General features: G+C 64.0%; 18 protein-coding genes. 10 read left to right on the plus strand and 8 right to left on the minus strand.

Going from position 1 to position 22291, the window contains the following annotated elements; all coding sequences use genetic code 11:
* Positions 1–55: 55 nt before the first annotated feature.
* The 3 genes from A5892_RS00865 to A5892_RS00875 form a co-directional block, all read right to left on the minus strand.
* On the minus strand, positions 56–937 hold the full coding sequence (locus A5892_RS00865; RefSeq protein WP_082890201.1) for a carbohydrate ABC transporter permease: 882 nt from the start codon (positions 935–937) through the stop codon (positions 56–58).
* The gene (locus A5892_RS00870) at positions 934–1908 is read right to left on the minus strand and encodes a carbohydrate ABC transporter permease (protein WP_064121183.1); all 975 of its coding nucleotides are present in this window, start codon (positions 1906–1908) and stop codon (positions 934–936) included. The genes A5892_RS00865 and A5892_RS00870 overlap by 4 nt, the downstream gene beginning before the upstream one ends.
* Positions 1909–2155: 247 nt before the next feature.
* A complete protein-coding gene (locus tag A5892_RS00875; RefSeq protein ID WP_064121184.1) occupies positions 2156–2890 on the minus strand; it encodes a UTRA domain-containing protein in 735 nt (244 codons plus the stop codon).
* A gap of 247 nt (positions 2891–3137) precedes the next feature.
* On the opposite strand from A5892_RS00875, the gene A5892_RS00880 reads away from it, so the two are divergent.
* The 4 genes from A5892_RS00880 to A5892_RS00895 all read left to right on the plus strand — a co-directional run bounded on the left by A5892_RS00880 (position 3138) and on the right by A5892_RS00895 (position 6858).
* Positions 3138–4190: an ABC transporter substrate-binding protein gene (locus A5892_RS00880; RefSeq protein ID WP_064121185.1), complete on the plus strand. Its 1053-nt coding sequence runs from the start codon at positions 3138–3140 to the stop codon at positions 4188–4190.
* 73 nt (positions 4191–4263) lie between these two features.
* Positions 4264–5097 (plus strand): ABC transporter permease, encoded by an 834-nt coding sequence (locus A5892_RS00885; RefSeq protein WP_064121186.1) that lies wholly within the window; start codon positions 4264–4266, stop codon positions 5095–5097.
* Entirely contained in the window at positions 5084–5872 is a 789-nt protein-coding gene (locus A5892_RS00890; RefSeq protein WP_064121187.1) for an ABC transporter permease, read from the plus strand. Before A5892_RS00885 ends, A5892_RS00890 begins: the two co-directional genes overlap by 14 nt.
* Positions 5869–6858 (plus strand): ABC transporter ATP-binding protein, encoded by a 990-nt coding sequence (locus tag A5892_RS00895; protein WP_064121188.1) that lies wholly within the window; start codon positions 5869–5871, stop codon positions 6856–6858. Before A5892_RS00890 ends, A5892_RS00895 begins: the two co-directional genes overlap by 4 nt.
* Positions 6859–6864: 6 nt before the next feature.
* Here A5892_RS00895 and A5892_RS00900 read toward each other — a convergent pair whose 3' ends face one another.
* Entirely contained in the window at positions 6865–7914 is a 1050-nt protein-coding gene (locus tag A5892_RS00900) for a LacI family DNA-binding transcriptional regulator (RefSeq protein ID WP_082890202.1), read from the minus strand.
* 151 nt (positions 7915–8065) lie between these two features.
* Positions 8066–9649 (minus strand): glycoside hydrolase family 13 protein, encoded by a 1584-nt coding sequence (locus A5892_RS00905; RefSeq protein ID WP_223302753.1) that lies wholly within the window; start codon positions 9647–9649, stop codon positions 8066–8068.
* A gap of 500 nt (positions 9650–10149) precedes the next feature.
* Here A5892_RS00905 and A5892_RS00910 point away from each other — a divergent pair, with 500 nt between their 5' ends.
* A complete protein-coding gene (locus A5892_RS00910; RefSeq protein ID WP_064124225.1) occupies positions 10150–10737 on the plus strand; it encodes a TetR family transcriptional regulator C-terminal domain-containing protein in 588 nt (195 codons plus the stop codon).
* A gap of 564 nt (positions 10738–11301) precedes the next feature.
* Complete coding sequence (locus A5892_RS00915) at positions 11302–12654, plus strand: hypothetical protein (protein ID WP_064121190.1); 1353 nt, start codon at positions 11302–11304, stop codon at positions 12652–12654.
* A gap of 54 nt (positions 12655–12708) precedes the next feature.
* Here the strand turns inward: A5892_RS00915 and A5892_RS00920 are convergent, their stop codons facing one another.
* Positions 12709–14148, minus strand: coding sequence for a glutamine synthetase family protein (locus tag A5892_RS00920; protein ID WP_064121191.1), 1440 nt, complete (start codon positions 14146–14148; stop codon positions 12709–12711).
* A 380-nt stretch (positions 14149–14528) separates the two neighbouring features.
* Between A5892_RS00920 and gltP the strand changes: the two genes are divergently transcribed.
* Entirely contained in the window at positions 14529–15881 is a 1353-nt protein-coding gene (gene gltP / locus A5892_RS00925; protein WP_064121192.1) for a glutamate/aspartate:proton symporter GltP, read from the plus strand.
* A 49-nt stretch (positions 15882–15930) separates the two neighbouring features.
* Here gltP and A5892_RS00930 read toward each other — a convergent pair whose 3' ends face one another.
* On the minus strand, positions 15931–17289 hold the full coding sequence (locus A5892_RS00930; RefSeq protein ID WP_064121193.1) for a deoxyguanosinetriphosphate triphosphohydrolase: 1359 nt from the start codon (positions 17287–17289) through the stop codon (positions 15931–15933).
* A gap of 259 nt (positions 17290–17548) precedes the next feature.
* On the opposite strand from A5892_RS00930, the gene A5892_RS00935 reads away from it, so the two are divergent.
* The 3 genes from A5892_RS00935 (at position 17549) to mtnA (ending at position 21139) form a co-directional block, all read left to right on the plus strand.
* Positions 17549–18388 (plus strand): ATP-grasp domain-containing protein, encoded by an 840-nt coding sequence (locus A5892_RS00935; RefSeq protein ID WP_064121194.1) that lies wholly within the window; start codon positions 17549–17551, stop codon positions 18386–18388.
* Between the two features lie 472 nt (positions 18389–18860).
* On the plus strand, positions 18861–20090 hold the full coding sequence (gene mtnK, locus A5892_RS00940; RefSeq protein ID WP_064121195.1) for an S-methyl-5-thioribose kinase: 1230 nt from the start codon (positions 18861–18863) through the stop codon (positions 20088–20090).
* The gene (gene mtnA, locus A5892_RS00945) at positions 20087–21139 is read left to right on the plus strand and encodes an S-methyl-5-thioribose-1-phosphate isomerase (RefSeq protein WP_064121196.1); all 1053 of its coding nucleotides are present in this window, start codon (positions 20087–20089) and stop codon (positions 21137–21139) included. The genes mtnK and mtnA overlap by 4 nt, the downstream gene beginning before the upstream one ends.
* A 58-nt stretch (positions 21140–21197) precedes the next feature.
* Here the strand turns inward: mtnA and A5892_RS00950 are convergent, their stop codons facing one another.
* On the minus strand, positions 21198–22220 hold the full coding sequence (locus A5892_RS00950) for an extracellular solute-binding protein (RefSeq protein ID WP_064121197.1): 1023 nt from the start codon (positions 22218–22220) through the stop codon (positions 21198–21200).
* Positions 22221–22291: the final 71 nt, after the last annotated feature.

Genomic DNA, 22291 nt, shown 5'->3' on the forward strand with positions numbered 1-22291 from the left:
GTACCCGGCTTGTCATGATCGATCGGCTGCCGTGCGTCCGCGCACGGCAGCTGCGTCAGCCTTTCACCGCCCCAGCGGTGAGTCCCGAGACGATGCGCCGCTGGAAGATCACTACCAGCACCACCAGCGGCACGGTGACCACCACCGACGCGGCCATGATCGGCCCCCAGGGCAGTTCGTACTGGCTGCCACCGGAGATCAGCGCGATCGCCACCGGCACGGTGCGCTGCGAGTCGGTCAGGGTGAAGGTCAAGGCGAAGAGGAACTCGTTCCAGGCTGCGATGAAGGCGAGCAGGCCGGTGGTCGCCATCGCCGGCCACATCAACGGCAGGAACACCCGGGTCAGGGTGACCCACGGCGTCGCACCGTCCATGATCGCCGCCTCCTCGAGCTCGTGGGGCAGCTGGCGCATGAAGGTCGTCAGCACCCAGACGGTGAACGGGAGGGTGAAAATGGTGTAGGAAAGCACCAGCGCCCAGGGCGTGTTGTAGAGCCCCAGCCAACGAATCACCTCGAACAGCCCGGAGAGCACCGCGATCTGCGGGAACATCGATACGCCGAGCACGATCACCAGCACCGCTCCGCGCCCGCGAAAACGCACTCGACCCAGCGCATAGGCGGCAGTGAGCGCGAGCAGCAGCGCCAGAAAGACCACGCAGACGGCGACCAGCACCGAGTTGAAGATGCTGCGTACGAAAGTCGGCTGAGCGAACAGAGCGCGGTAGTTGGAAAGATCGAAGCTCTGGATCCAGAAGCTCACGTCGAACAGCGCGCTGGAAGGTTTGAGCGAGGTGATGATCGCGTAATAGAACGGGAACACCGCATAGATACCCAGCACCAGCACCAGGCACCAGAAACCGAGCCGGCAGAGCGCGCGCTTGAGCGGCGCGAGACCGCTGCGGCGCGAGCGGGAACGGGAGGCGACGTTGGCGCTCATCTCGAGACTCCCAGTTGACGACGGCCAAGGTAGAGATAGATCACTGCGATCAGCGAGATCACCAAAAACAGCAGCGTGGAGGCGGCACTGCCGTAGCCGACGTCCTGGAACTCGACCAGCTGCTGGCGAGCATAGACCGACATGGTCATGGTGCTCGCCGAGTTGGAGGTCAGCACGTAGACCAGGTCGAAGATGCGCAGCCCGTCGAGCACGCGGAAGATCACCGCGACCAGCAGCGCCGGGGTGATCAGTGGCAGGGTGACGCGGAAGAACACCCGCACGGGGTGGATGCCATCGACCTCCGCGGCCTCGTAGCAGTCCGAGGGCAGCATCTGCAGCGCAGCGAGCACCAAAAGCGCCACGAACGGCGTGGTCTTCCATACATCGACCATGATCACCGCCCACATCGAAAGATTGGCATCGGCGGTCCAGGCCAGCGGCGCGTCGAGCACGCCCAGCACCATCAGCGCATGATTGAGGATGCCGAACTGGTCGTTGAGCATCCATGCCCACATCTGCGCCGACACCACGGTCGGGATCGCCCAGGGAATCAGCATCGCCGCCCGAACCAGCGTGCGCCCTCTGAACTTGGCGTTGAGCACCAGCGCAACGATCACCCCGAGCACCACCTCGAGACTCACCGATACCACGGTGAAGTAAAGCGTGTTGCCCACCGCGTTCCACCAGTCCGGATCGGCGAGCACGCCGTACCAAATACCATCCTCATAGAGCAGGTAGTTCTCGAACCCGATCCACTGCGCGGCGGCCAGGTCATTGAGCTCGGCGTCGGTGAAGCTGAACCACAGCGTGCGTAGCAGCGGCCAGCCCGCGACCAGCGCAAGGCCGATGAGCATGGGAGAGAGAAACAACCAGGCGGCGCGCACCCGTTGGCGACGCACCCGAGTCGCCCGCCCGCGAGGGGGGCCGCCGCTGCGGTTCGGTGACTCGATCGATGACATGGCTTCGGTCATTGAGGACCCCTTGCAGCCGACTGTGCGGATGTTTCGATCAAGCAACGTCGTCGCTATCTTGATCGTTAAAGAACGCAGCCCAGGAATACTCCAAAGCAGCTTCTACCCACAGCTAGACCTTAGCCGCAAACCAAACGGGAAGGCGCTGTCATCGGGCATGCAAGAAGATTTTTACGACCAAAGTAGGAGAAGACGCGCACTGGGCGGGAGGAAAGAAATCCCGCCTGGCGTGGGCGAGCCGCGCGGCTCATTCAGACTGCTCGGGGACTTCGACGCTGACCTGGATGGCATCGTGACGCCAGTACTCCAGGTCGCAGTCGATGATGCGGTCGAACTGATCCCGGTTGACCCGGGTGATCTGCAGCGCCGGGCTACCGGCCGCAGCCCGAAGCGCGAGCGCCGCGTCGGCGGCCAGCGCGATCGGGGTGATCTCGAAACGCACCCGGCCATAGCGAATGCCGTACTGCCCAGCATAGAGCTCGGTGAGCGAGCGGGTGAGATCGAGCTCGAGCAGGCCGGGGAAATAAGCCGGATTGAGATTGTGTTCGACATACAGCACTTGGCGCCCGTCGATCCTGCGCACCCGGCGGATCTGGATCACCTTGGACAGCGCCGGCAGCGCAAGCAAGGCACAGACCTCGCCACTGGCCGGAACGAGCCGGGCATGAACCACCTCGGTGGCGGGTGAGCGGCCTTGTGCCTCGACCATGGCGTGGAAGTGGGTGCGTGCCAGCGGGTTGTAGCGCACCCGGGCAGGCGAAACGAACCATCCCCTGCGCTCCTCGCGGTAGATCAATCCCTCCGCCTCCAGTTGGCTCAGCGCCTCGCGCAGGGTGATCCGGGTGGTGTCGAACAGCTCGCTGAGCCTGCGCTCCGCCGGCAGCTTGCCGTTCGGAGGCAGCAAGCCTTGGCCGATCTGCTCGACCAGCGCCTGTCTGATGGTGCCGACAGCGCCGATGGAACGTGGTGGGGCATCGGACACTCGATTGCTCCATTTTGGACTAGACCAGATTGACGAAAGTGTCACGGGACGCGCCGACACGGCTCGCGCCATCATCGCTCAGCCGATGACGCACAGATGAAAAGCAAGCCCCGTGCCAGTGTTTTCAAGGGTTGCGCAGCGAACCATGACGACCAGGCACAGCGAAATATCATCTCGACGGACTAAATTGGCTCGGGTTTTGCTGATCTAGACCAGATCCATCCCTCGTCCCGTCCAGGAGTACCGCATGAATCGCTTGCTCGCTTCAATGATCGGTCTGACCATCACCATGGGCTGCGGCCTCGCCGCGGCCGAGATTCCCTCCGAGCTGGAAGAAGCCGCACGCCAGGAGGGCCGGGTCGACAGCGTAGGCATGCCGGACAGCTGGGCCAACTGGAAGGACACCTGGGAGGACCTGCAGCGGATCTATGGGCTCGAGCACATCGACACCGACATGAGCTCGGCCCAGGAAATCGCCAAGTTCGCCGCCGAGGGAGAGAACGCCACCGCCGACATCGGCGATGTCGGCGCCTCCTTCGGCCCGCGCGCGGTGCAAAGGGGCGTTACCCAGCCCTACAAACCGACCACCTGGGCACAGATTCCCGATTGGGCCAAAGATGAAGACGGCCACTGGGCGCTGGCCTACACCGGCACCATAGCCTTCATCGTCAACACGCAGCTGGTCGATGAGGTGCCCCATAGCTGGGCCGATCTGCTCGAAGGCGACTACAAGGTGACCATCGGTGACGTTGGCGCCGCTTCCCAGGCGGCAAGCGGGGTGCTCGCCGCAGCCTATGCCAACGGCGGCAGCGAACACGACCTGACACCGGCGCTCGACTTCTTCGCCGAGCTCGCAAAGCAAGGAAGGCTGTCGTTCACCAACCCGGTGATCAGCAACATCGAGCGCGGCGAAGTCGAGGTCGGCATCGTCTGGGACTTCAACGCCCTCAACTACCGCGACCAGATCGACCGCGACCGCTTCGAGGTGCTGATTCCCTCCGACGGTTCGCTGACCTCCGGCTATACCACGATCATCAACAAGTACGCCAAGCACCCCAACGCGGCCAAACTGGCCCGCGAGTACATTTTCTCCGATGCAGGCCAGATCAACCTGGCCCGCGGCTACGCCCGTCCGATCCGGGCCGAGCACCTCACCTTGCCCGAAGACGTCGCCGCCCAGCTGTTGCCAGCCGAGCAGTATGCCGCCGCCCGCCCGGTCGAAGATGCCGCCGCGTGGGAACAGAGCGCCCAGCGGCTGCCGCGGCAGTGGCAGGAGCACGTACTGATCAACATGCAGTGAGTGGGTTGAACATCATCATGGTGATATTCGACGGGCTCGCCCATGACCACCTAGCCGGCGAGGAGCTTTTGGCATGAAGCATCGCTATTGGGCGCTGCTGCTGCTGTTGCCCTTCATCCTGTTCTTCGCCGTATTCCAACTCGTCCCGCTGGCCTGGATTATGGTGGCGAGCTTCGTCACCGTGGATGGGGAATGGGGCCTTTCGAACTATCGCGACGTGCTCGACTCGCCCTTCTACCTCCAGGCGATTCGCTACTCGCTGGAAATCTCGCTGTGGTCGAGCCTGCTGGGACTCGCGATCGCGGTGATCGGGGTGCAGTCGCTACGCCAGGTCGATTCCCGGCTGCGCGACATGGTGATCAGCTTCACCAACATGACCAGCAATTTCGCCGGCGTCCCGCTGGCCTTCGCCTTCATCATCCTGCTCGGCTTCAACGGTACCCTGACCCTACTGCTCAAGCAGCTCGGGGTGATCGAGGGCTTCAACCTGTACACCAAGGGTGGGCTGATCCTGATCTATACCTACTTCCAGATCCCCCTCGGCGTACTCCTGCTCTACCCCGCTTTCGACGCACTGCGCGACGACTGGCGTGAATCCGCAGCGCTGCTCGGCGCGGGTCCGCTGCGCTACTGGCGCCATATCGCCCTGCCGGTACTGACACCGGCTCTGCTCGGCACTTTCGTGATTCTGCTCGCCAACGCCTTGGGCGCCTACGCCACGGTCTATGCGCTGACCACTGGCAACTTCAACGTCGTACCGGTACGCATCGCCGCGCTGGTCGCCGGCGACATCTACCTCGACCCCAATCTCGCCAGCGCTCTGGCGATGCTGCTGGTCGCACTGATGGCGGTGATCACCGTGGTCCACCAGTGGCTGCTGAAGAGGAGCTACCATGGCAAGGGCTAGCGTGTACCACCGGCTGGTGGTGTGGCTGCTACTGCTGGTGCTGGTGTTGCCACTGGCCGCCACCCTGCTCTACTCGCTGGCGACGCAATGGTCGGCGAGCCTGCTGCCCGCCGGCCTGACCTTCGACTGGTACCTGCGCCTTTGGAGCGAGCCGCGCTTTCTCGCCGCCTTCGGGCGTTCGCTGCTGGTCTGCGTCGGCGCCCTCGCCTTCGCCTGCCTGCTGGTGCTGCCAGCCATGTTCGTCATCGCCTATCACTTCCCACGTCTCGACGCAGTGATGAACGTACTGATCCTGCTGCCGTTCGCAGTGCCGCCGGTGGTCTCCTCGGTGGGTCTGCTGCAGCTCTTCGCCGGCGGACCGCTCGCACTGGTCGGCACCCCGTGGATCCTGATCGGCTGCTATTTCACCATCGCCCTGCCGTTCCTTTATCGCGCACTGACCAACAACCTCCAGGCGATCGAGCTGCGCGACCTGATGGACGCGGCCCATCTGCTCGGAGCGAGCACTTTTCGCGCCGCGCTCAGCGTGGTGTTGCCCAACCTGCGCAAGGGCCTGGTGGTCGCGGTACTGCTGTCGTTCTCGTTTTTGATCGGCGAGTTCGTCTTCGCCAACCTGCTGGTCGGCACCCGTTATGAAACCCTGCAGGTGTATCTCAACAACATGCGCAATGGCAGCGGCCACTTCACCAGCGCCCTGGTGATCTCATACTTCATGGTCGTGCTGCTGGTGACCTGGGCCGCCAGCCGCCTCAACCGGGATCCGTCATCGTCATGAGCTTTCTCAACGTAGAGCGTCTGCACAAGCGCTATGGTGCCAATCCAGTGTTCAGCGAGATCGACTTTTCCGCCTCCCGTGGAGAACTGGTCACCCTGCTCGGCCCTTCCGGCTGCGGCAAGTCGACGCTGCTACGCTGCCTCGCCGGCCTCACCCCGATCGACGGCGGCCGGATCATGCTCGACGGTGAGGAGATCAGCAACGCAGCCCCCCAGCGGCGCGGGATCGCGATGGTGTTCCAGAGCTATGCGCTGTTTCCCAACATGACCGTACGCGACAACGTCGCCTTCGGCCTGCGCATGCAGCGCACCAGGAAGGACGAGTTGGAACGTAGGGTCACGGAGGTACTGGCGCTGGTCGAGCTCGATGGCCTGGAGGCCCGCTATCCGCATCAGCTCTCCGGCGGCCAGCGCCAGCGCGTGGCGCTGGCCCGTTCGCTGGTGGTGCGCCCGAGACTGCTGCTGCTCGACGAGCCGCTCTCTGCGCTCGACGCGCGTATCCGCCGTCATCTGCGCGAGCAGATCCGGCGCATCCAGCGTGAGCTCGAACTGACCATGGTATTCGTCACCCACGACCAGGAAGAGGCGCTGAGCCTGTCGGACCGCATCGTGCTGATGCGGGAAGGGAAGATCGTCCAGAACGGCAGCGCCGAAACGCTCTATACCGCACCCAAAGACGCCTTCGTCGCCGGCTTCATCGGTCACTACAACCTGCTCGATGCGGACGTCGCCGGCCGCTTGCTCGACCGCAGCTTCTCCAGTCGAGTGGCGATTCGCCCCGAGTCGATCCAGCTCGACGCAGGCCAGGGGATCGCCGGCGAGATCGTCGATCACAGCCTGCTCGGCAACGTGATCCGCTACCGGGTCAAGGCCAGGGGGGTGGAACTCTCGGTCGATGTGCTCAATCGCAGCGCCTCATCGCTGCTTGCGCCGGGCAGCCAGGTAAGGCTTGCGATCGCGGAGGAGAGCATTCGCGAGGTAGCCTGAGCGGAGTCAGGCCGGTGGGCAGGTCTCGCCGTAGATGCTCCAACCGGTCAAGGTTCGCCGCGGGGCGCGGTCGAGACCAAGCACCATGCAGGCGGCGAGCTCGCCCTTGCGCTGGCTGTCCTGGTAGACGGTGGTGAGCTGCGGCGAGCGCCGCTGCCCCTCTTCGAGCCCGTCGAAACCGATGATCCGGATATCTCCCGGCACCGAGAGCCCAAGGCGTTCGGCGACCGTCAGCGCCCCGAGCGCGATGCGGTCGGTCATGCACAGCAAAAGCCGTGGGCGCCGATCCTGCAACACAGCCTCGAGCACCGCTTCGGCATGGTGCTGGGTGTTGTGCTCGACATCGAAGATCGCCACTTTCTCAGGGTCGTGCCCCGCCTCCTGAAGCGCGCTGCAGATGCTGTCGAGGCGAACGTGCTGCATCAATTCGAGCTTCGGCTTGCCATCCTCACCCTGGCTACGCCAGCGCTCGAGGCGCAGCGAGACGATCACCGGTTCGAAATGCGCCGGCGTATTGTCGAGCGCCCAGCGGCTCAGTTCATGCATCGCCCGGCGGTCCTCGACGCGCACGCAGGGCAGGTCCGGCAGCTCGAAATCCACCGTGACCACCGGTTTGCCACGCTGGCGTAGACGCTCCACCAGGCTTGAGTCGTTTTCTACCCCGTAGACCACGAAACCATCGGCCATCAGTTCGCTGCCCGTGCCGCGCAGCGAACGCTCGGGCACCAGCAGCAGCCGGTGGCCGTGGCGATCGAGCACCTGGGCAACGCCACAAAGGAAGCGGTTGGCGATCGGATCATCGAAGCTGTAGGCAAGATCTTCGGTCAATACCACGCCGATGATGTGCGTCTTGCCAGTGCGCAACCCACGAGCCATTGCGTCAGGCCCGTCGTATCCGAGCAGCTGCGCCTCGGCGAGCACGCGCTCGCGCAGCTCGGTGGAGAGCTGGTCGGGGCGGTTGAAAGCGTTCGACACCGTGGTCACCGAGACCTTCAACCGCGCGGCAAGATGGTTGAGCGTCACACGAGGGCGCTCGCCCGTGCGCTGCTTGGCCATGTTCTCTCTCCCGATAGCGAATCAGGTGTGGGCGGCATCATCTGCGTGCTGCTTGCGTCCCAACGATGAAGGCGCCGATGCCTCCTCGGAAGCATCGGCGCCATGATATTACCCTGCGAACGGCGAAACCGCCCGATTCGCGATGCTCGTGCTAGCCGAGCAGCCAAACCGCGGCGTTGCCGGGCAGCTCGCCCTCGAGCGGCTGCGTCACACTTTGCGCCAGCGGCTTGCCAGCCGGCAGCGCGATCGGTTCGTCGCCCAGATTGAGCAGCACGGTCACCGCGCCGTTACGCAGCTTGAGCACGTCCTTGCGCGGGCTCTGCAGCCACTCGAGCTCGCCTTCCCCCAAGCCGTACTCACGACGCAGGCCCAGCAGACGACGATAGAGCGAGAGGGTCGATTCGGCATCACCCTCCTGGAGATCGGCGGCGTAGCGCGCGAAGCTTTCGGGCTGCGGCAGCCAGCTCGCCTCGCTCGGGCCGAAGCCGTAGGCGGGGGCTCCGGCGACCCAGGGCAGCGGGACGCGACAGCCATCGCGGCCCACTTCGTGACCTTCGGTGCGGAAGAACGCGGGGTCCTGGCGGAACCGGTCCTCCATGGTGGTGTGCTCGGGCAGGCCAAGCTCCTCCCCCTGGTAGAGATAGGCCGAGCCGGGCAGCGCCAGGGTCAGCTGGATCGCCGCGCGAGCGCGGCGAAGCCCCAGCGCCTCATCGGGTTGCTCGGCCGCCGCGTTGATGCCCTTCGGCCGTGCGCCGGGCTGGGAGAGACCGAAACGCGAGGTGTGCCGCACGCCATCGTGATTGGACATCACCCAGGTGGTCGGCGCGCCGACCTGGGCGGACTGCGCCAGCGAATCGTCGATCACCTCCTTCAATTCGTTGGCATCCCAGCGCGCCAGCAGGTAGTCGAAGTTGAACGCCTGCTGCATCTCATCGCGACGGATGTAGCGGGCCAAGCGTGCCTGCGGCTTGACCCAGGCCTCGGCGACCATCATCCGGTCACCATCGTACTCATCGAGCACCTTGCGCCAGGCGCGATAGATATCGTGGAGCTCGTCCTGGTCCCACATCGGACCGACATTGCCGCCCTCCACCATCGCCTGGCTACCGTCCCAATCGGGCAGCCCCTTCTGCTTGATCATCCCGTGGGCGACATCGACGCGGAAGCCATCGACTCCACGGTCGAGCCAGAAGCGCAGCACGTCTTCGAACTCGGCAAGCACCTCGGGGTTGCGCCAGTCGAAATCAGGCTGCTTGGAATCGAACAAATGCAGGTACCACTGCTGCTGGCCCTCGAGCCGTGTCCAGGCATCGCCGCCAAACACACTCTGCCAGTTGTTCGGCGGCAGCTCGCCCTTGGCGCCCCGCCCATCGCGGAAGATGTAGCGCGCTCGCTCCCGGCTGCCTACCGGCGACTTCAGCGCAGCCTGGAACCAGGCGTGCTCATCGGAGCTGTGGTTGGGCACCAGGTCGACGATCAGCTTGATGCCAAGGGCGTGGGCCTTTTCAAGCATGGTGTCGAAGTCGGCCAAGGTACCGAATATCGGATCGACATCGCGATAGTCGGCGACGTCATAACCGGCGTCGGCCTGTGGCGAGCGGTAGAACGGCGACAGCCAGATCGCGTCGACGCCGAGCTTGGACAGGTACGCAAGCTTGGCAGTGATGCCGGGCAGGTCGCCGATTCCATCCCCGTTGGAGTCGGCGAAAGAGCGCGGATATATCTGATAGATCACAGCGCTTCTCCACCACTCTCCATTGTGTTGAAGATGCTCGTCTTTATCGTTAAAGATAGCAGGCGCGGACATAGTGACTCCCTCCTGGATTCGGCAGTGATTTGAAAAGCGACGCAGCTCGAACTGTAACGTTGCAGAAGACCGGTAACCAAAAGCCTCGAGACTTCGGCTTCGATGATTCCATAAGGCCGAAGCGCCAAATGAATTGATATTGGGCTTTAGTGGCATCGCCCGCTCAAAGCTGGAATCAGGCGTCTCATTGTCGCCGCCGCGCAACTCCCGCATCATCGTGTCGAGGCGATGGGTCCGCCAACCATGCGATTCCGAGCCCTTCCCCAACGGCAATTGGTATGACGAGGCCTTCGGCGCCAAGGTTCTCGTATCATTGGCCGATACAAACATAACCATGGACAACGATGGAAGGTACTCGGGTGGAAAGGATCGCTTCAGGCCGATACGGCCAGATCGGCAAACGCACCAAACTGACGCGCGAGCAGGCGATGGCTGCGATACAAGACGCCGCGATCATCGAGTTCAGCCAACAAGGTTTCACCGGCGCGTCCACTCAAGCGATCGCCGAGCGCGCCGGATTGACCAAATCGCAACTGCACTACTACATCGACGGCAAAGAGTCGCTGTTCGACGAGATACTCTCCCATCTACTGGAGATCTGGGCAGAGTTGAGCGAGTTCGACGAACATCACGCCGACCCGGCCAAGGCACTGACGCGCTACGTCCGGCGAAAACTCGAGTTCAGCCTCGAGCAGCCGGAGCTCTCGCGCATCTTCACCACCGAAATGCTCAGCGGCGGCCACCGCCTCAAACGCCACTGGCCGCGAATGATCGAGCTCTGCGAACGCAAGCTCATGGTGATCGACGGCTGGATCGCCGAGGGCAAGCTGGTACCGATGAATTCACGCCTGTTGTTGATGCATATCTGGGCGCTGACCCAGTACTACGCCGACTATGCGCTGCAGGCCGAAAAGATGCTCGGCGAGCCCCTCGATACACCCCCACGTCGGGCGGAGCTCATCGACGAACTGAGCGCCTTCGTGCTGCGCGGCTGCGGGATAGCTCCGTTGACGTGATGGGCTCATCGATGGCCGCGAGCGTACCTATCGATCCGTCTGGCGAGGACGCCGCCGCGCGTCCGCAGCGCTGAAAAACCACTATCGTCCCCGAGCATCCCCCTCACCGCAGAGATCTCCCTCCAATCATCGCCCCGCGCCCAGGCCGCTCGCGCATGAGCGCTGCGGCCGTTTCGACGGCGGCATGTTGCAGGATTTAGCGCAGCGGTCGAACTGGTACGGCACTTGCGTGACCCAATCGCGACAACAAGGATTTCACCAAGGTACGCCGATGGCACGTTCGTTTCTTTGCCGATCACCAGCGATTTCTGCACTGATGACTCGCGCCCGGCCGGCCTTTTGCGCCAAAAAGGTGAAAAAGCGATGCCACCCGTCTTCATCGACGGCGGATACGACCAGGCAAAGCACAGCAGTTTCTGCCATTAGGCACCGCTTGGCCGGGTCATCCCATGCAGGCTGCTCGGTTCGCACCGACATCGATCGCTACGACGCCGGCTCCAAGACCACCACGAGACCAATAACCAAGGCCCCGGCACAGCCGAAGGCTACGCAGGAGATCGCTAGATGCTCGACCACCATACCTCTCTCGCGCCGCGCCACTTGCTCGCAGGCCTCGCTCTGCTGGCAGCCCCGACGCTGGTGCTGGCACAAACCAGTGACGCGACCGATCCCAACCAGCCCACGCCCGAGAGCTCACAATCGGACCCGGCGATGCAACAACAGTCGTCCGGCGAGGCTCGCGACTTGACCGAGATGTTCACTCGCGGCGAGTTTCACGGTGCGCTGCGTTCGCTCTACTACTCGACCCACAACGCCTACTTCACCCCCGGGCTGAACCAGGACACGATCAGCTACGGCGGCTTCGTCGGCTTCACCAGTGCGCGCTACCAGGGCTTCCGCTTCGGGTTGAGTGGAATCCTGCAGCGTGGCATCGACCATGCCGACGACCCGAGCCGGGTGGTCACGGAGCTCGGCCCCAACCAGACCAACATCGGCGAAGCCTATCTCGAGTATCAGCGCGATGCCTTCACCGTTACCGCGGGCAACCAGCGACTCGACCTGCCATTCGCCGGTACCTGGGACTGGCGCGTCACGCCGAACCTGTTCCAGGCGGTCGACCTGCGCTATGGCGACCAGGAGAACTATCTCGAGGCGACCCGGGTGTTCCGCTACATGCCCTGGGCCGGCGGTTCGTTCACCAGGACCACGATGTACAACTCACGCTGGGATTCGTTCTCGCCGGTGGAGGAAACCACCGATGGCATGTGGTCGATCGGCGGTGCCCGGGCGCTGTACGCCAATGGCCTGAAGTGGAGCGGCGAAGCATGGCACCAGGAGTATGAGGACTACACCAAGATCAACTATCTCGAAGGTCAGGTGGCGCTCGCCGAAGGAGACCTGCGCCCGTTCCTCGGCCTGCAGTTCATTCGCGGAACCGGCGATGGCAAGGAGCTTCTCGGCGAGGTCGACAGCCATGTCTACGGCCTGCAGCTGGGGATGAACTACGGCACTCTCAAGGCAACGCTCAACTACAATCACATCCCCTCGCGGGAGAATGCCTACCGCAACGGCGTGCTGGTCACTCCTTACGCCCACAACTCTTCGTCAGGGCCGATCTTCGCCCAGCCGTTCTTCACCAGTACCCAGGACCTCGGCGCCGGCAACGCCTACTCGCTCGACGTCTCGGGCCTGGCCACCGACCAGTTGGTGCTCGGCGCACGCTACTCGTTCATGGATCTCAAAGAATCGTCCGAGGTCGAAAGCCGCAACCAGTCCGAGTACATGGGCTTTGCGGTCTACAACTTCCGCGGTTCGCTCGAAGGCTTCAGCGTCGCCAACTTCCTCGGCGTGCAGCGCTCCCCGCGCGAAGGCAAGGAGTTCTGGCAGAACCGTCTGGCCCTGCAGTACGCCTTCTAGACTCGTCAAGCCAGCGCCTCGCCATCTTCGGCGAGGCGCTGCGGCTGATGCCCCTCAAGCGTGCTTGAGCAACCAGTCGAGCTCGAGCTCGGTGACCTGACGCTCGAAGCGCGCGAGCTCATTGGCCTTGCACAACCGGTAGATCCGCAGGAAGCCTTCGCCGAGGTAGCGGGCCAGCGGTGCGCTCTCCTCGAGCAGCGCCAGGGCATCGCTCTGGCGGGTCGGCAGCTCGACGCCGGGCTGATCGAGACCGTTGCCTTCGATCGGCGGATCGAGCGGCAGCGCATTATCGAGGCCGTGGAGCAGACCCGCGAGCAGCGCGGCGACGACCAGATAAGGGTTGGCATCGGCGCCAGCGACGCGATGCTCGATGCGGTAGTCACGCCGACCGCTGCGCGGGATGCGCAGCGCCACGGTGCGGTTGTTGTAGCCCCAGCTGGCTCGGGTTGGCACGTACATGCCCGGCTGGAAGCGCCGGAAGGCGTTGACGTTGGGGGCGAACAGCGCCATCGAGGCGGGCATCAGTTCGATCATCCCGGCGAGGGCACGGTGCAAAAGCTCGGTGTCCTCGACCTCCTCGTCAGCGAACAGGTTGTAGTCTTCGCGATCGACCAGGCTCAGGTGTATATGCATGCCATTGCCGGCGAAATCGCCGTAAGGCTTGGCCATGAAGGTGGCCTGGAGGTCGTGCTGGTCGGCGATCTGGCGAATCAGCCGCTTGAGCATCAGCGCATCGTCGCAGGCCTTGAGCACATCGTGGCCATGCTCGAGGTTGATCTCGAACTGCCCGGGCGAAGCCTCGGCCACCGCCCCCTCGGCCGAAAGCCCCTGCTGCCGGGCCATCTGGTTGATGTCGCTGAGCACCTCGGCGAAGTCATCGAGATTGTCGAGCGAATAGACCTGGCTCTGCTCGCTGCGCTCGCTGGTCACCGGCGAGCGCGGCGGCTGCAGCGCGCCCTCGGCGTCGCGTTCGCGATCGACCAGGTAGAATTCGAGCTCCACCGCGACCACCGGATAGAGCCCGCGCGCCTTGAGCTGCTCCCAGACGTGGGCGAGCACGTTGCGCGGCTCGAACGGGTGGGAGGCGCCCTGCTCGTCGACCATGGTCAACAGTACCTGGGCGATCCGCGCCGGGTCGTGGGCATTGGGCATCAGCGTGCCGAGCAGCGGCAGGCAGAGCAGGTCCGGTTCGCCGATCTCCTGGCCGAGGCCAGTCTCCTCGACCACGTTGCCGAGCAGGTCCATGGCAAACATCGAGGCGGGGAAATAGCAGCCCTTGGCCAGCCGTGGGAGTGAATCCACCGGCAGGCGCTTGCCGCGGAAGATGCCGTTGAGATCGGTGAGCAGTACATCGACATAGGCGGTTTCAGGGTGGGCGGCGAGATAGCCGTCCACCTCGGACTTGAACGCGGCCTTGTAGCGGGTGCGCTCCTCGCTGCCGTCGGCCGAACGGACGCCGGCGCTTAGATCAGTGATGAAAGAGGTCGCTTCCATGATAGGACTCTGCCTTTGCGATTCTTGTTATGGAAAATATAAATTCCACTTTCATGAAGCATAGTGCCGACGACCAGGCTTTTACAAGCGGCTGAAATTCGCACACTGACTCTTAATACCGGCTCAGACGGGCCGCTTCCTCGCCCAATACCCACCACCGCAAGTGGAGTATATTTCTTACACTCCTCTTGACCTCGTCACAGCCTCGCCACGCCCGGATTACTCCGCTCATAGTCGCTCTTTCGGCGAAAATGGTCGCAATTCCCTTTTTTTCCTGACTTCAACCGTAGACAGGAGACCCTGCCTCTCGTGTAGAGTGCGGGGCTTAATTGAGACTAAATTCAGCTGCAATAAAGCCAGCTTCACCACTGGGACCCATCATGACGCGCAAGACTTTCAGAGCACCAGGCCTGGCCTGGCAGATCCTGATCGGCCTGATTCTAGGCGTGCTGGTCGGCAGCCTGCTGCACGACCAGCCTGAAGCCCGCCAGTGGGCGGTCGCCAACGTGCTGCAACCCGCCGGCGACATCTTCATCCGCCTGATCAAGATGATCGTCATTCCGATCGTGATCTCCTCGCTGATCGTCGGTATCGCCGGAATGGGCGACGCCAAGAAGCTCGGCCGCATCGGCGCCAAGACGATCCTCTACTTCGAAGTGGTCACAACGCTTGCGATCGTGGTCGGCCTCATCGCCGCCAATCTGTTCCAGCCGGGCGCGGGCATCGACATGTCGAGCCTCTCCAGCGTCGACATCTCGAAGTACACCGCCACCGCGCAGGAGGTCTCCCATGATCACGCCTTCATCGCCACGCTGCTCAATCTGATCCCGTCGAACATCTTCGACGCCCTGGTGCGCGGCGACATGCTCGCGATCATCTTCTTCTCGGTGTTCTTCGGCCTCGGCCTCTCGGCGCTGCCGAACGAGCTGCGCGAGCCGTTCATCACTACCATGCGGGCAGTCTCGGAGACCATGTTCAAGGTCACCCACATGATCATGCGCTATGCCCCGATCGGGGTGTTCGCACTGATCGCGGTGACGGTGGCCAACTTCGGCTTCACCTCGCTCTTGCCGCTCGCCAAGCTGGTGGTGCTGGTCTACTTCGCGATCGCGTTCTTCGCCTTCGTGGTGCTCGGCAGCATCGCTTACTTCTACGGCTTCAGCATCTTCACTCTGATCCGCATCCTCAAAGACGAGCTGCTGCTCGCCTACTCGACCTCGAGCTCCGAGACGGTGCTGCCGCGGATCATGGCGAAGATGGAGGAGTACGGCGCACCGAAGGCGATCTGCAGCTTCGTGATCCCGACCGGCTACTCGTTCAACCTCGACGGCTCGACCCTGTATCAAAGCATCGCGGCACTGTTCATCGCCCAGCTCTATGGCATCGACCTGAGCCTCGGCGAGCAGCTCACCCTGGTGCTGACGCTGATGGTCACCTCCAAGGGGATCGCCGGTGTCCCGGGGGTGTCGTTCGTGGTGCTGCTGGCGACGCTGGGTAGCGTCGGCATCCCGCTCGAGGGGCTGGCGTTCATCGCCGGGGTCGACCGGATCATGGACATGGCGCGTACCGCGCTGAACGTGATCGGCAACGCACTCGCGGTGCTGGTGATCGCGAAGTGGGACGGCAGCTACGACGCCGAGAAGGGTGCCAACTACTTCGCCAACCGTGCCCAGGCCCGCGCCGAGCGCCGCGCGAACCGCGAGCGTCACGCCGAGGAGCGCTTGGAGGGCTGAGCTAGCCCCCCGGCCTCGGCCGGCCGGCCGGGCTCGGCGCCGCGCAAGCTCACTCCCCGCGCAGCCGCCCGCCCATCTCCTGGGCCAGGTCGACCGCGTAGTGGTCGGTCATTCCACCGATGAAGTCGAGCATCCTGCGGTAGCTCGCATAAAGGCTCCAGGAGGGCAGCGGGGTGTTCTCGCCAATCAGCGCCAGCACCCGCTGATGCTTGAAGCTCGAAGTGCCGGTGGTATGCAGCTCGTGAGCGGCGCCGATGAACGCCTCGAGCAGAATTCCAAGAGTGGTATAGGCACCGATCTCGAGCTTGGCCTTGCGCTCGTTCTGGAAGATCCGCTTGCGCGCGAGCTCCTTGGCACGCCCGACGCCCCAGGCGAGATCGGGGTGGCAGTGTTCGAGCAGATCCGAATCCAGGTTCCCCCCGAGAAGCGCCTGCTCATGCTCGACGAACGCCTCGGCGACTTCATTGACCGCGCGCTCCATCGCCGCCCCGCGCAGCGCGGCGACCCGGCGACGGCGTGACACCCCGCTGCGCTCCATCCGCTCGAGTTCGACCACGAATGGATCCCCCGGCTCGAGACCGGCGATCTGGGAGAGCACCTCGGCGACTTCATCGAAGCGCAGGATGCCCATCTCGAGGCCGTCCTCGAGATCGAGCAGCGCGTAGCAGATGTCGTCGGCGGCTTCGACCAGATAAGCCAGGGGATGACGACACCAAGCGAACACGCCAGGCTCTCGACGCCTGAGCCCGAGCAGTTCGGCGACCTCGGCCAGCAGCCCGCGCTCCGACTGGTAGGCACCGAACTTGCCACCGCCAAGGGCATGCTCGACCGTCCACGGGTACTTGAGCATCGCGCCAAGGGTCGCCGCGGTGAGCCGCATCCCACCGTTGAACTGGTTGTACTCGATCTGGGTGACGATCCTGAACCCCTGGGCGTTACCCTCGTAGGTGAGCAGGTCGCGGGTCTCAGCGTCGCTCAAGCCTTCGAACAGCTGCGGCGAATGGCGCCGCGCGGCCTGAAACCAGTCCCGAATCGCGTACTCACCGGCATGACCGAACGGCGGATTGCCGATGTCGTGCCCCAGGCAGGCCGCCTGGACGATCACCCCAAGGTCAGCCGAGGTGAGAAACGAGGGCAATCGCTCGCCCAGGCGCTCGCCGACGATCATCCCCAGCGAACGGCCGACGCAGCCGACCTCGAGGGAGTGGCTCAACCGGGTGTGGATATGATCGTTCTCGGTCAGCGGGTGGACCTGGGTCTTGCGCCCGAGCCGGCGGAAGGAGCCGGCGAAGACGATCCGGTCGTGGTCCTTGTGGAAGGGACTGCGGCCGACCTCGCGCCCGGTGCCGCTCGGGCGGTCCTGGAGGCGGATCGGCTCGAGCAGTCGGGCCCAGTGCATCTGCGTCATCGAAGGCTCCCTATGGCGGGCCGTTGCGGGTTCGCGTGATCTCAACGAGGCAACGCATTGATCTTTGAATGAATAGGCAGTGTACCGGGGTTTTGGCCGCTGGCGGCGCTTGCGTGGCGAGGAAGCCGGCCCAATAATGCCGCCTTCTGCGGCGAGCTAGTAGCCAGCCCGTCCTCGGATCGACCCACGCGATGCGAGCGCGACACCGCCGCAGAGGGGCTCGCGAGCAACTCAACGTTCGTCTTTTGTGAGGGCCACCATGCCCAAGCTGATCAGCTTCGACCCCTATCGCACCCTTGGGATGCACGGGGTGCGCTACATCAAACCGGAGCGCATGTACGACCACCTCGACGAGATCCTCGCCGCCGACTGGCTGCTGTTCCCCGCCTATTGGCAAGTCAACGTCCTGGTCCATGCGCTTGGCAAGCGGATTTTCCCAAGCCCCGCCAGCTACTACCTCGGCCATGACAAGGTCGAGCAGACCCGCGCCTTTCGCGCGCTGATCGACGCGCACCTGCCGGCCACCGAGATCCTCGCGTCCACCCAGGCCAATCTCGAACTGCTCGAGAGCAGGATCGGCTATCCGATGGTGCTCAAGGAGATACGCAGCGCCCGCGGCCAGGGCGTCGCCCTGGTGGAAGAGCGCAGCGCGCTAGAAGCCCTGGCGGCCGAGCGCGAGGTGCTTTATGCCCAGCCGCGGCTGCCGATCGACCGCGACCTGCGCATCGTGCTGGTCGGCAGCGAGATCATCGCTGCCTATTGGCGGGTCAGCCCGCTCGGTGATTTCCGCAGCAACGTCTCGGTCGGCGGTGAAGTGCGCTACGACCCGGTGCCTGAGGCGGCGCTGGCGCTGGTGAAGCGTCTCGCCCGAGCGAGTGGGATCGATCACGGCGGCTTCGACGTGGCGATGCTGAACGGCCATCCGATACTGTTCGAGTTCAACCGGCTGTTCGGCCATCAGGGTATAGAAGGCGCGATCCAGCGCATAGGCGACGCGATCGAACGCTACCTGGCCGTGCATGATGACGTTCGCGCGCGCCTCGACCTCGCCCAGCGAGAGGCGTCCAACGACGCATTCGATGAAAGCGAAAGCGCCTGAACACCCAGAGAAAGCAAATTGCGGCTGAATGGGCATGTACCAAAGTTTCAATCTGGCACGCCTATATCATTACCATCCGAATGGTTTTTAGCTTAACATCCGCGGGCGTCGAGGGAGCGACATGGTTTGGCAGGGATGCCCACCCTTGAACCGCGTTCGACGCACCCCCCCTTTTCTCGACCAATCCATCTGCAAGTCCCTGGTCGGTTTCCCGACGTTCCCCTTCTCTATTCGCCGCCGTTCATCGCCGTTTTGCGATGCACCCGCTCGCGCATTGCGCCAAGTCCCCTCCCGGACCGACGCCAGAATGATTGACAGGGTCGTTTCCAACTCATAACGTGGGCCGCCTATTTTCGCAAAATCACCGAAGTAGCCGCCATTAACGCGCTCATTCGACGATTTTATTCACTTTAAGCATGTTCTTAGACGATTTCGATCGAGACCGCCTCGATTCTGCGTGGAGACTGCCCGCTTGAACGCTCACGCCCCCGGCTATCGCACTTTCGGTCCCAGCGACGCCTGCGATTACCTGCGCCACCTCGGCCTCTTCACCGCCAATGAGCCTCTCGAGTGCGATGAGATCGGCGACGGCAATCTCAATCTGGTCTTTCGCGTACGTGGCGCGGGCAAGAGCCTGATCGTCAAACAGGCGTTGCCCTACGCCAAGGTGGTCGGAGAAAACTGGCCGCTGTCGCTGGATCGCGCCCGGATCGAAGGGGAGGCGCTGCTCGAGGCGGCCAAAGTGGTTCCCGCCCACGTGCCCAAGGTCCATCAGCTCGATCCGGTGCTGGCGCTGACCGTGATGGAAGACCTCTCCCACCTGACGATTGGCCGCGCGGCGCTGATCCAGGGACGCTACTTGCCGCTGCTCGGCGGCCATATCGGCGACTACCTCGCCCGGACTCTCTACGCCACCTCTCACTTCGCCCTTACTCCGCGCGAGGCCAAGGCGCTGGCCGCACGGTTCGTCAATCCAGACCTGTGCAACATCACCGAAGACCTGGTCTTCATCGACCCGTACTTCGATCGGCCAAGCAACGATTTCCCCGAAGCGCTGCGCCCGACCCTCGAACGCCACTGGGCGGACCAGGCACTCAAGCGTGAAGTCGCCGAGCTGACCCGGCTGTTCCTCTGCCAGGGCGAGGCGCTGATCCATGGCGACCTCCACACCGGCAGCCTGTTCGTCAGCGAAAGCGACACCCGGGTGATCGACCCCGAGTTCGCCTACTACGGGCCGATGGCCTTCGATATCGGCGCGTTCTGGGCCAACCTGATCCTCTCCAGCCTCTCCCATCGGGGCCATGGCCTCGAAAACGAGGCCCGCCGGGCCTACCGGCACTTTCTCTACGACACCCTCGAGACGAGCTGGCGCCACTTCGAGCGAGGCATGCGCGAGCAGCTCGCAGCCGGCAGCGTCGACCCATTCGCCAAGGTGGAAGGCTACTTCGACGCCCAGCTCGAACGCTGGTTCAGCGAATCGATCGGCTTCGCCGGCTGCAAGGCATTCCGTCGCATCGTGGGCCTCGCCCACGTCGCCGACATCGAGAGCATCCAGGACCCGGCGATCCGCCTGGAGGTCAAGGAGGACGCGCTCGAACTGGCGGCGAACCTGATCAAGCGCCGGGGCGAATTCGCTGGCGTCGAGGCGCTGCGCGCCTATCTCGAAAGCGCGATAGATGATCGCCAAGGAGATAACCGATGAGCGACCAGGCCGCCCGCCTGCCCCCGTCGGTGGAATGGCGCGATGGCGCCTTGATCCTGCTCGACCAGCGCCGGCTGCCGCTCGAAGTGCGCTATCGTCGATTGACCCGGGTCGAGGAAGTCTGGGAGGCGATCAAGCAGTTGGAGGTTCGTGGCGCGCCTGCGATCGGTATCGCCGCGGGCTTTGGCATCGCGCTCTGGGCTCTGGATGCCGAGGCCGACTCACCGCAGTCACTGCTGGAGGGGCTGGAGCGAACCCGTGTCTATCTCGAGAGTTCGCGGCCAACCGCGGTGAACCTGGCCTGGGCGGTACGCCGCATCTTTCGGGCCTGCCAGTCGGAGCCGAGCGTGGCGGCGATCCGCGCTCGCGCGCTGCTCGAGGCCCAGGCGATCCAGGCCGAGGATGCCGAGGCCTGCCGCAAGATCGGGGAGCATGGCCTGGCCCTGCTTCCCGCCGGGGCGACGGTGATGACGATCTGCAATGCGGGCGCGATCGCCACCGCCCGCTATGGCACCGCGCTGGCCCCCTTCCACCTCGCCCGCGAGCGAGGCCTCGAACTCTCGGTGATCGCCTGTGAGACCCGTCCGCTGCTACAGGGAGCGCGGCTGACCACCTGGGAGCTGGCCAGCATCGGCATCGACGTCACGCTGATCACCGATTCGATGGCCGCCCATGTGATGAAGACCCGCAGGATCGATGCGGTGATCGTCGGCGCCGACCGCATCGCGCGCAACGGCGACAGCGCCAACAAGATCGGCACCTACGGGCTTGCGCTGCTGGCCCGCGCCCATGGCATCCCTTTCTATGTCGCCGCCCCTTTCTCGACCATCGACTTCGAACTCGCCGATGGCTCCGGCATTCCGATCGAGGAGCGCGACGAGAAGGAGATCGTCGAAATCCAGGGGCAGCGCATCGCCCCCGAAGGGATCAAGGTGTTCAACCCCGCCTTCGACGTTACCCCGAACGAATTGATCGAAGGGCTGATCACTGAACGTGGAGTGATCCGCTGCGCCGAACTCGACTGTCACCAAGCCCGGGCCATGGGATGAAAAAAGAGCGCCCAATGGGCGCTCCAGACCTGCGAATCCGCGCAGCCGTAATGGCGACCTACTCCCAGCCGGCACGCTCCAGCACCGCCTGCGCCTCATCATAGGCGTCGGCATAGCGCAGCACAGAAGTGTCGTCGACCTTCCACTCGCCGAACATCTGCTCCGCCGCCACAGGCCCCACACCCTCGACCACCGGGTAGAACACACCCTCGCCGACGATTCGCTGCGCTTCGTCGCTGGAGAGATACTCCAGCAGCAGCCGGGCATCATCGACCCGCTGACTGCCCTTCACCAGCGCGTAGACATTGACGTTACGGTAGGCACCTCGCGCTTCGCTGCCCTCGCCCTGCTGGTTGGGGAACACCGCCTCGAGCGACTCGAGCGCTCGCTTGGCCTCCTCGTCGTCGCCCTGCATGATCCGCGGATAGTAGTAGTGATTGGCCACGGTGATCGCGCAGGGATCCTCAGGATCGGCAAGCGCCATCAGCAGCGCCGAGTCGCGCGCGCCGGGCGGCTGGGCGAAGTTGGCGACCACGCCCTCGGCCCAGCGCTGGGCCTCTTCGGCGCCGTGATTGACGACCATCATCGCGGCGAAGCTCGAGGTATAGGCGGACCCGCGCGGCCCCAGGCAGACCTTGCCACGATAGGCGGGATCGGCGAGCGCCTCGTAGCTCGCCGGTAGCTCCTCCAGCTTGCCGGGGTTGGCGAAGATGATCCGCACCCGCGTGGCATAGGCGCTCCAGCCCGCATCGAGATCGCGCAGCCCTTCATCGACCCGCGACTCGACCAGTTCTGATTCGAGCGGCTGCAGCAGCCCCGCACGTTCGAGCGTTCGTATCGCCCCAGAATCCGCGGTCATCAGCAGGTCCGCGGGAGGCTCTCCGGCAGCGACCAGGCGCTCGAACTCATCGGGCGAGAGCCGCACCGTCTCGATCGGTATCCCGGTCTGCTGGGTGAAGCCGACCAGCAAAGGATCGCCATCGATCGGACGGGTGGAGAAGACTTTCAACGGCTCGGCGGCATACAGCGGCAGCGCGGCGCCAAGACCGGCGCAAAGCAAGAGGAAACGAACGCGAGGCATGGGATGAGATTCCCTGTCATTGATCCCTGGAGGGGCCAGCTTAACCTTCGCGAATCAGGCTCCCCGAAGCT

It is taken from the genome of Halotalea alkalilenta, from assembly GCF_001648175.1.
In the GTDB taxonomy this organism is placed as follows: Bacteria; Pseudomonadota; Gammaproteobacteria; order Pseudomonadales; family Halomonadaceae; genus Halotalea; species Halotalea alkalilenta_A.

Coding starts and splice junctions, on each gene's coding strand:
- A5892_RS00885 (WP_064121186.1), top strand. CDS start 4,264: ATGAAGCATCGCTATTGGGCGCTGCTGCTGCTGTTGCCCTTCATCCTG.
- A5892_RS00915 (WP_064121190.1), top strand. CDS start 11,302: ATGCTCGACCACCATACCTCTCTCGCGCCGCGCCACTTGCTCGCAGGC.
- A5892_RS00890 (WP_064121187.1), top strand. CDS start 5,084: ATGGCAAGGGCTAGCGTGTACCACCGGCTGGTGGTGTGGCTGCTACTG.
- A5892_RS00900 (WP_082890202.1), bottom strand. CDS start 7,914: ATGGCCAAGCAGCGCACGGGCGAGCGCCCTCGTGTGACGCTCAACCAT.
- A5892_RS00870 (WP_064121183.1), bottom strand. CDS start 1,908: ATGACCGAAGCCATGTCATCGATCGAGTCACCGAACCGCAGCGGCGGC.
- A5892_RS00865 (WP_082890201.1), bottom strand. CDS start 937: ATGAGCGCCAACGTCGCCTCCCGTTCCCGCTCGCGCCGCAGCGGTCTC.
- gltP (WP_064121192.1), top strand. CDS start 14,529: ATGACGCGCAAGACTTTCAGAGCACCAGGCCTGGCCTGGCAGATCCTG.
- A5892_RS00950 (WP_064121197.1), bottom strand. CDS start 22,220: ATGCCTCGCGTTCGTTTCCTCTTGCTTTGCGCCGGTCTTGGCGCCGCG.
- A5892_RS00910 (WP_064124225.1), top strand. CDS start 10,150: ATGGCTGCGATACAAGACGCCGCGATCATCGAGTTCAGCCAACAAGGT.
- A5892_RS00935 (WP_064121194.1), top strand. CDS start 17,549: ATGCCCAAGCTGATCAGCTTCGACCCCTATCGCACCCTTGGGATGCAC.
- mtnA (WP_064121196.1), top strand. CDS start 20,087: ATGAGCGACCAGGCCGCCCGCCTGCCCCCGTCGGTGGAATGGCGCGAT.
- A5892_RS00930 (WP_064121193.1), bottom strand. CDS start 17,289: ATGACGCAGATGCACTGGGCCCGACTGCTCGAGCCGATCCGCCTCCAG.
- A5892_RS00920 (WP_064121191.1), bottom strand. CDS start 14,148: ATGGAAGCGACCTCTTTCATCACTGATCTAAGCGCCGGCGTCCGTTCG.
- A5892_RS00880 (WP_064121185.1), top strand. CDS start 3,138: ATGAATCGCTTGCTCGCTTCAATGATCGGTCTGACCATCACCATGGGC.
- A5892_RS00895 (WP_064121188.1), top strand. CDS start 5,869: ATGAGCTTTCTCAACGTAGAGCGTCTGCACAAGCGCTATGGTGCCAAT.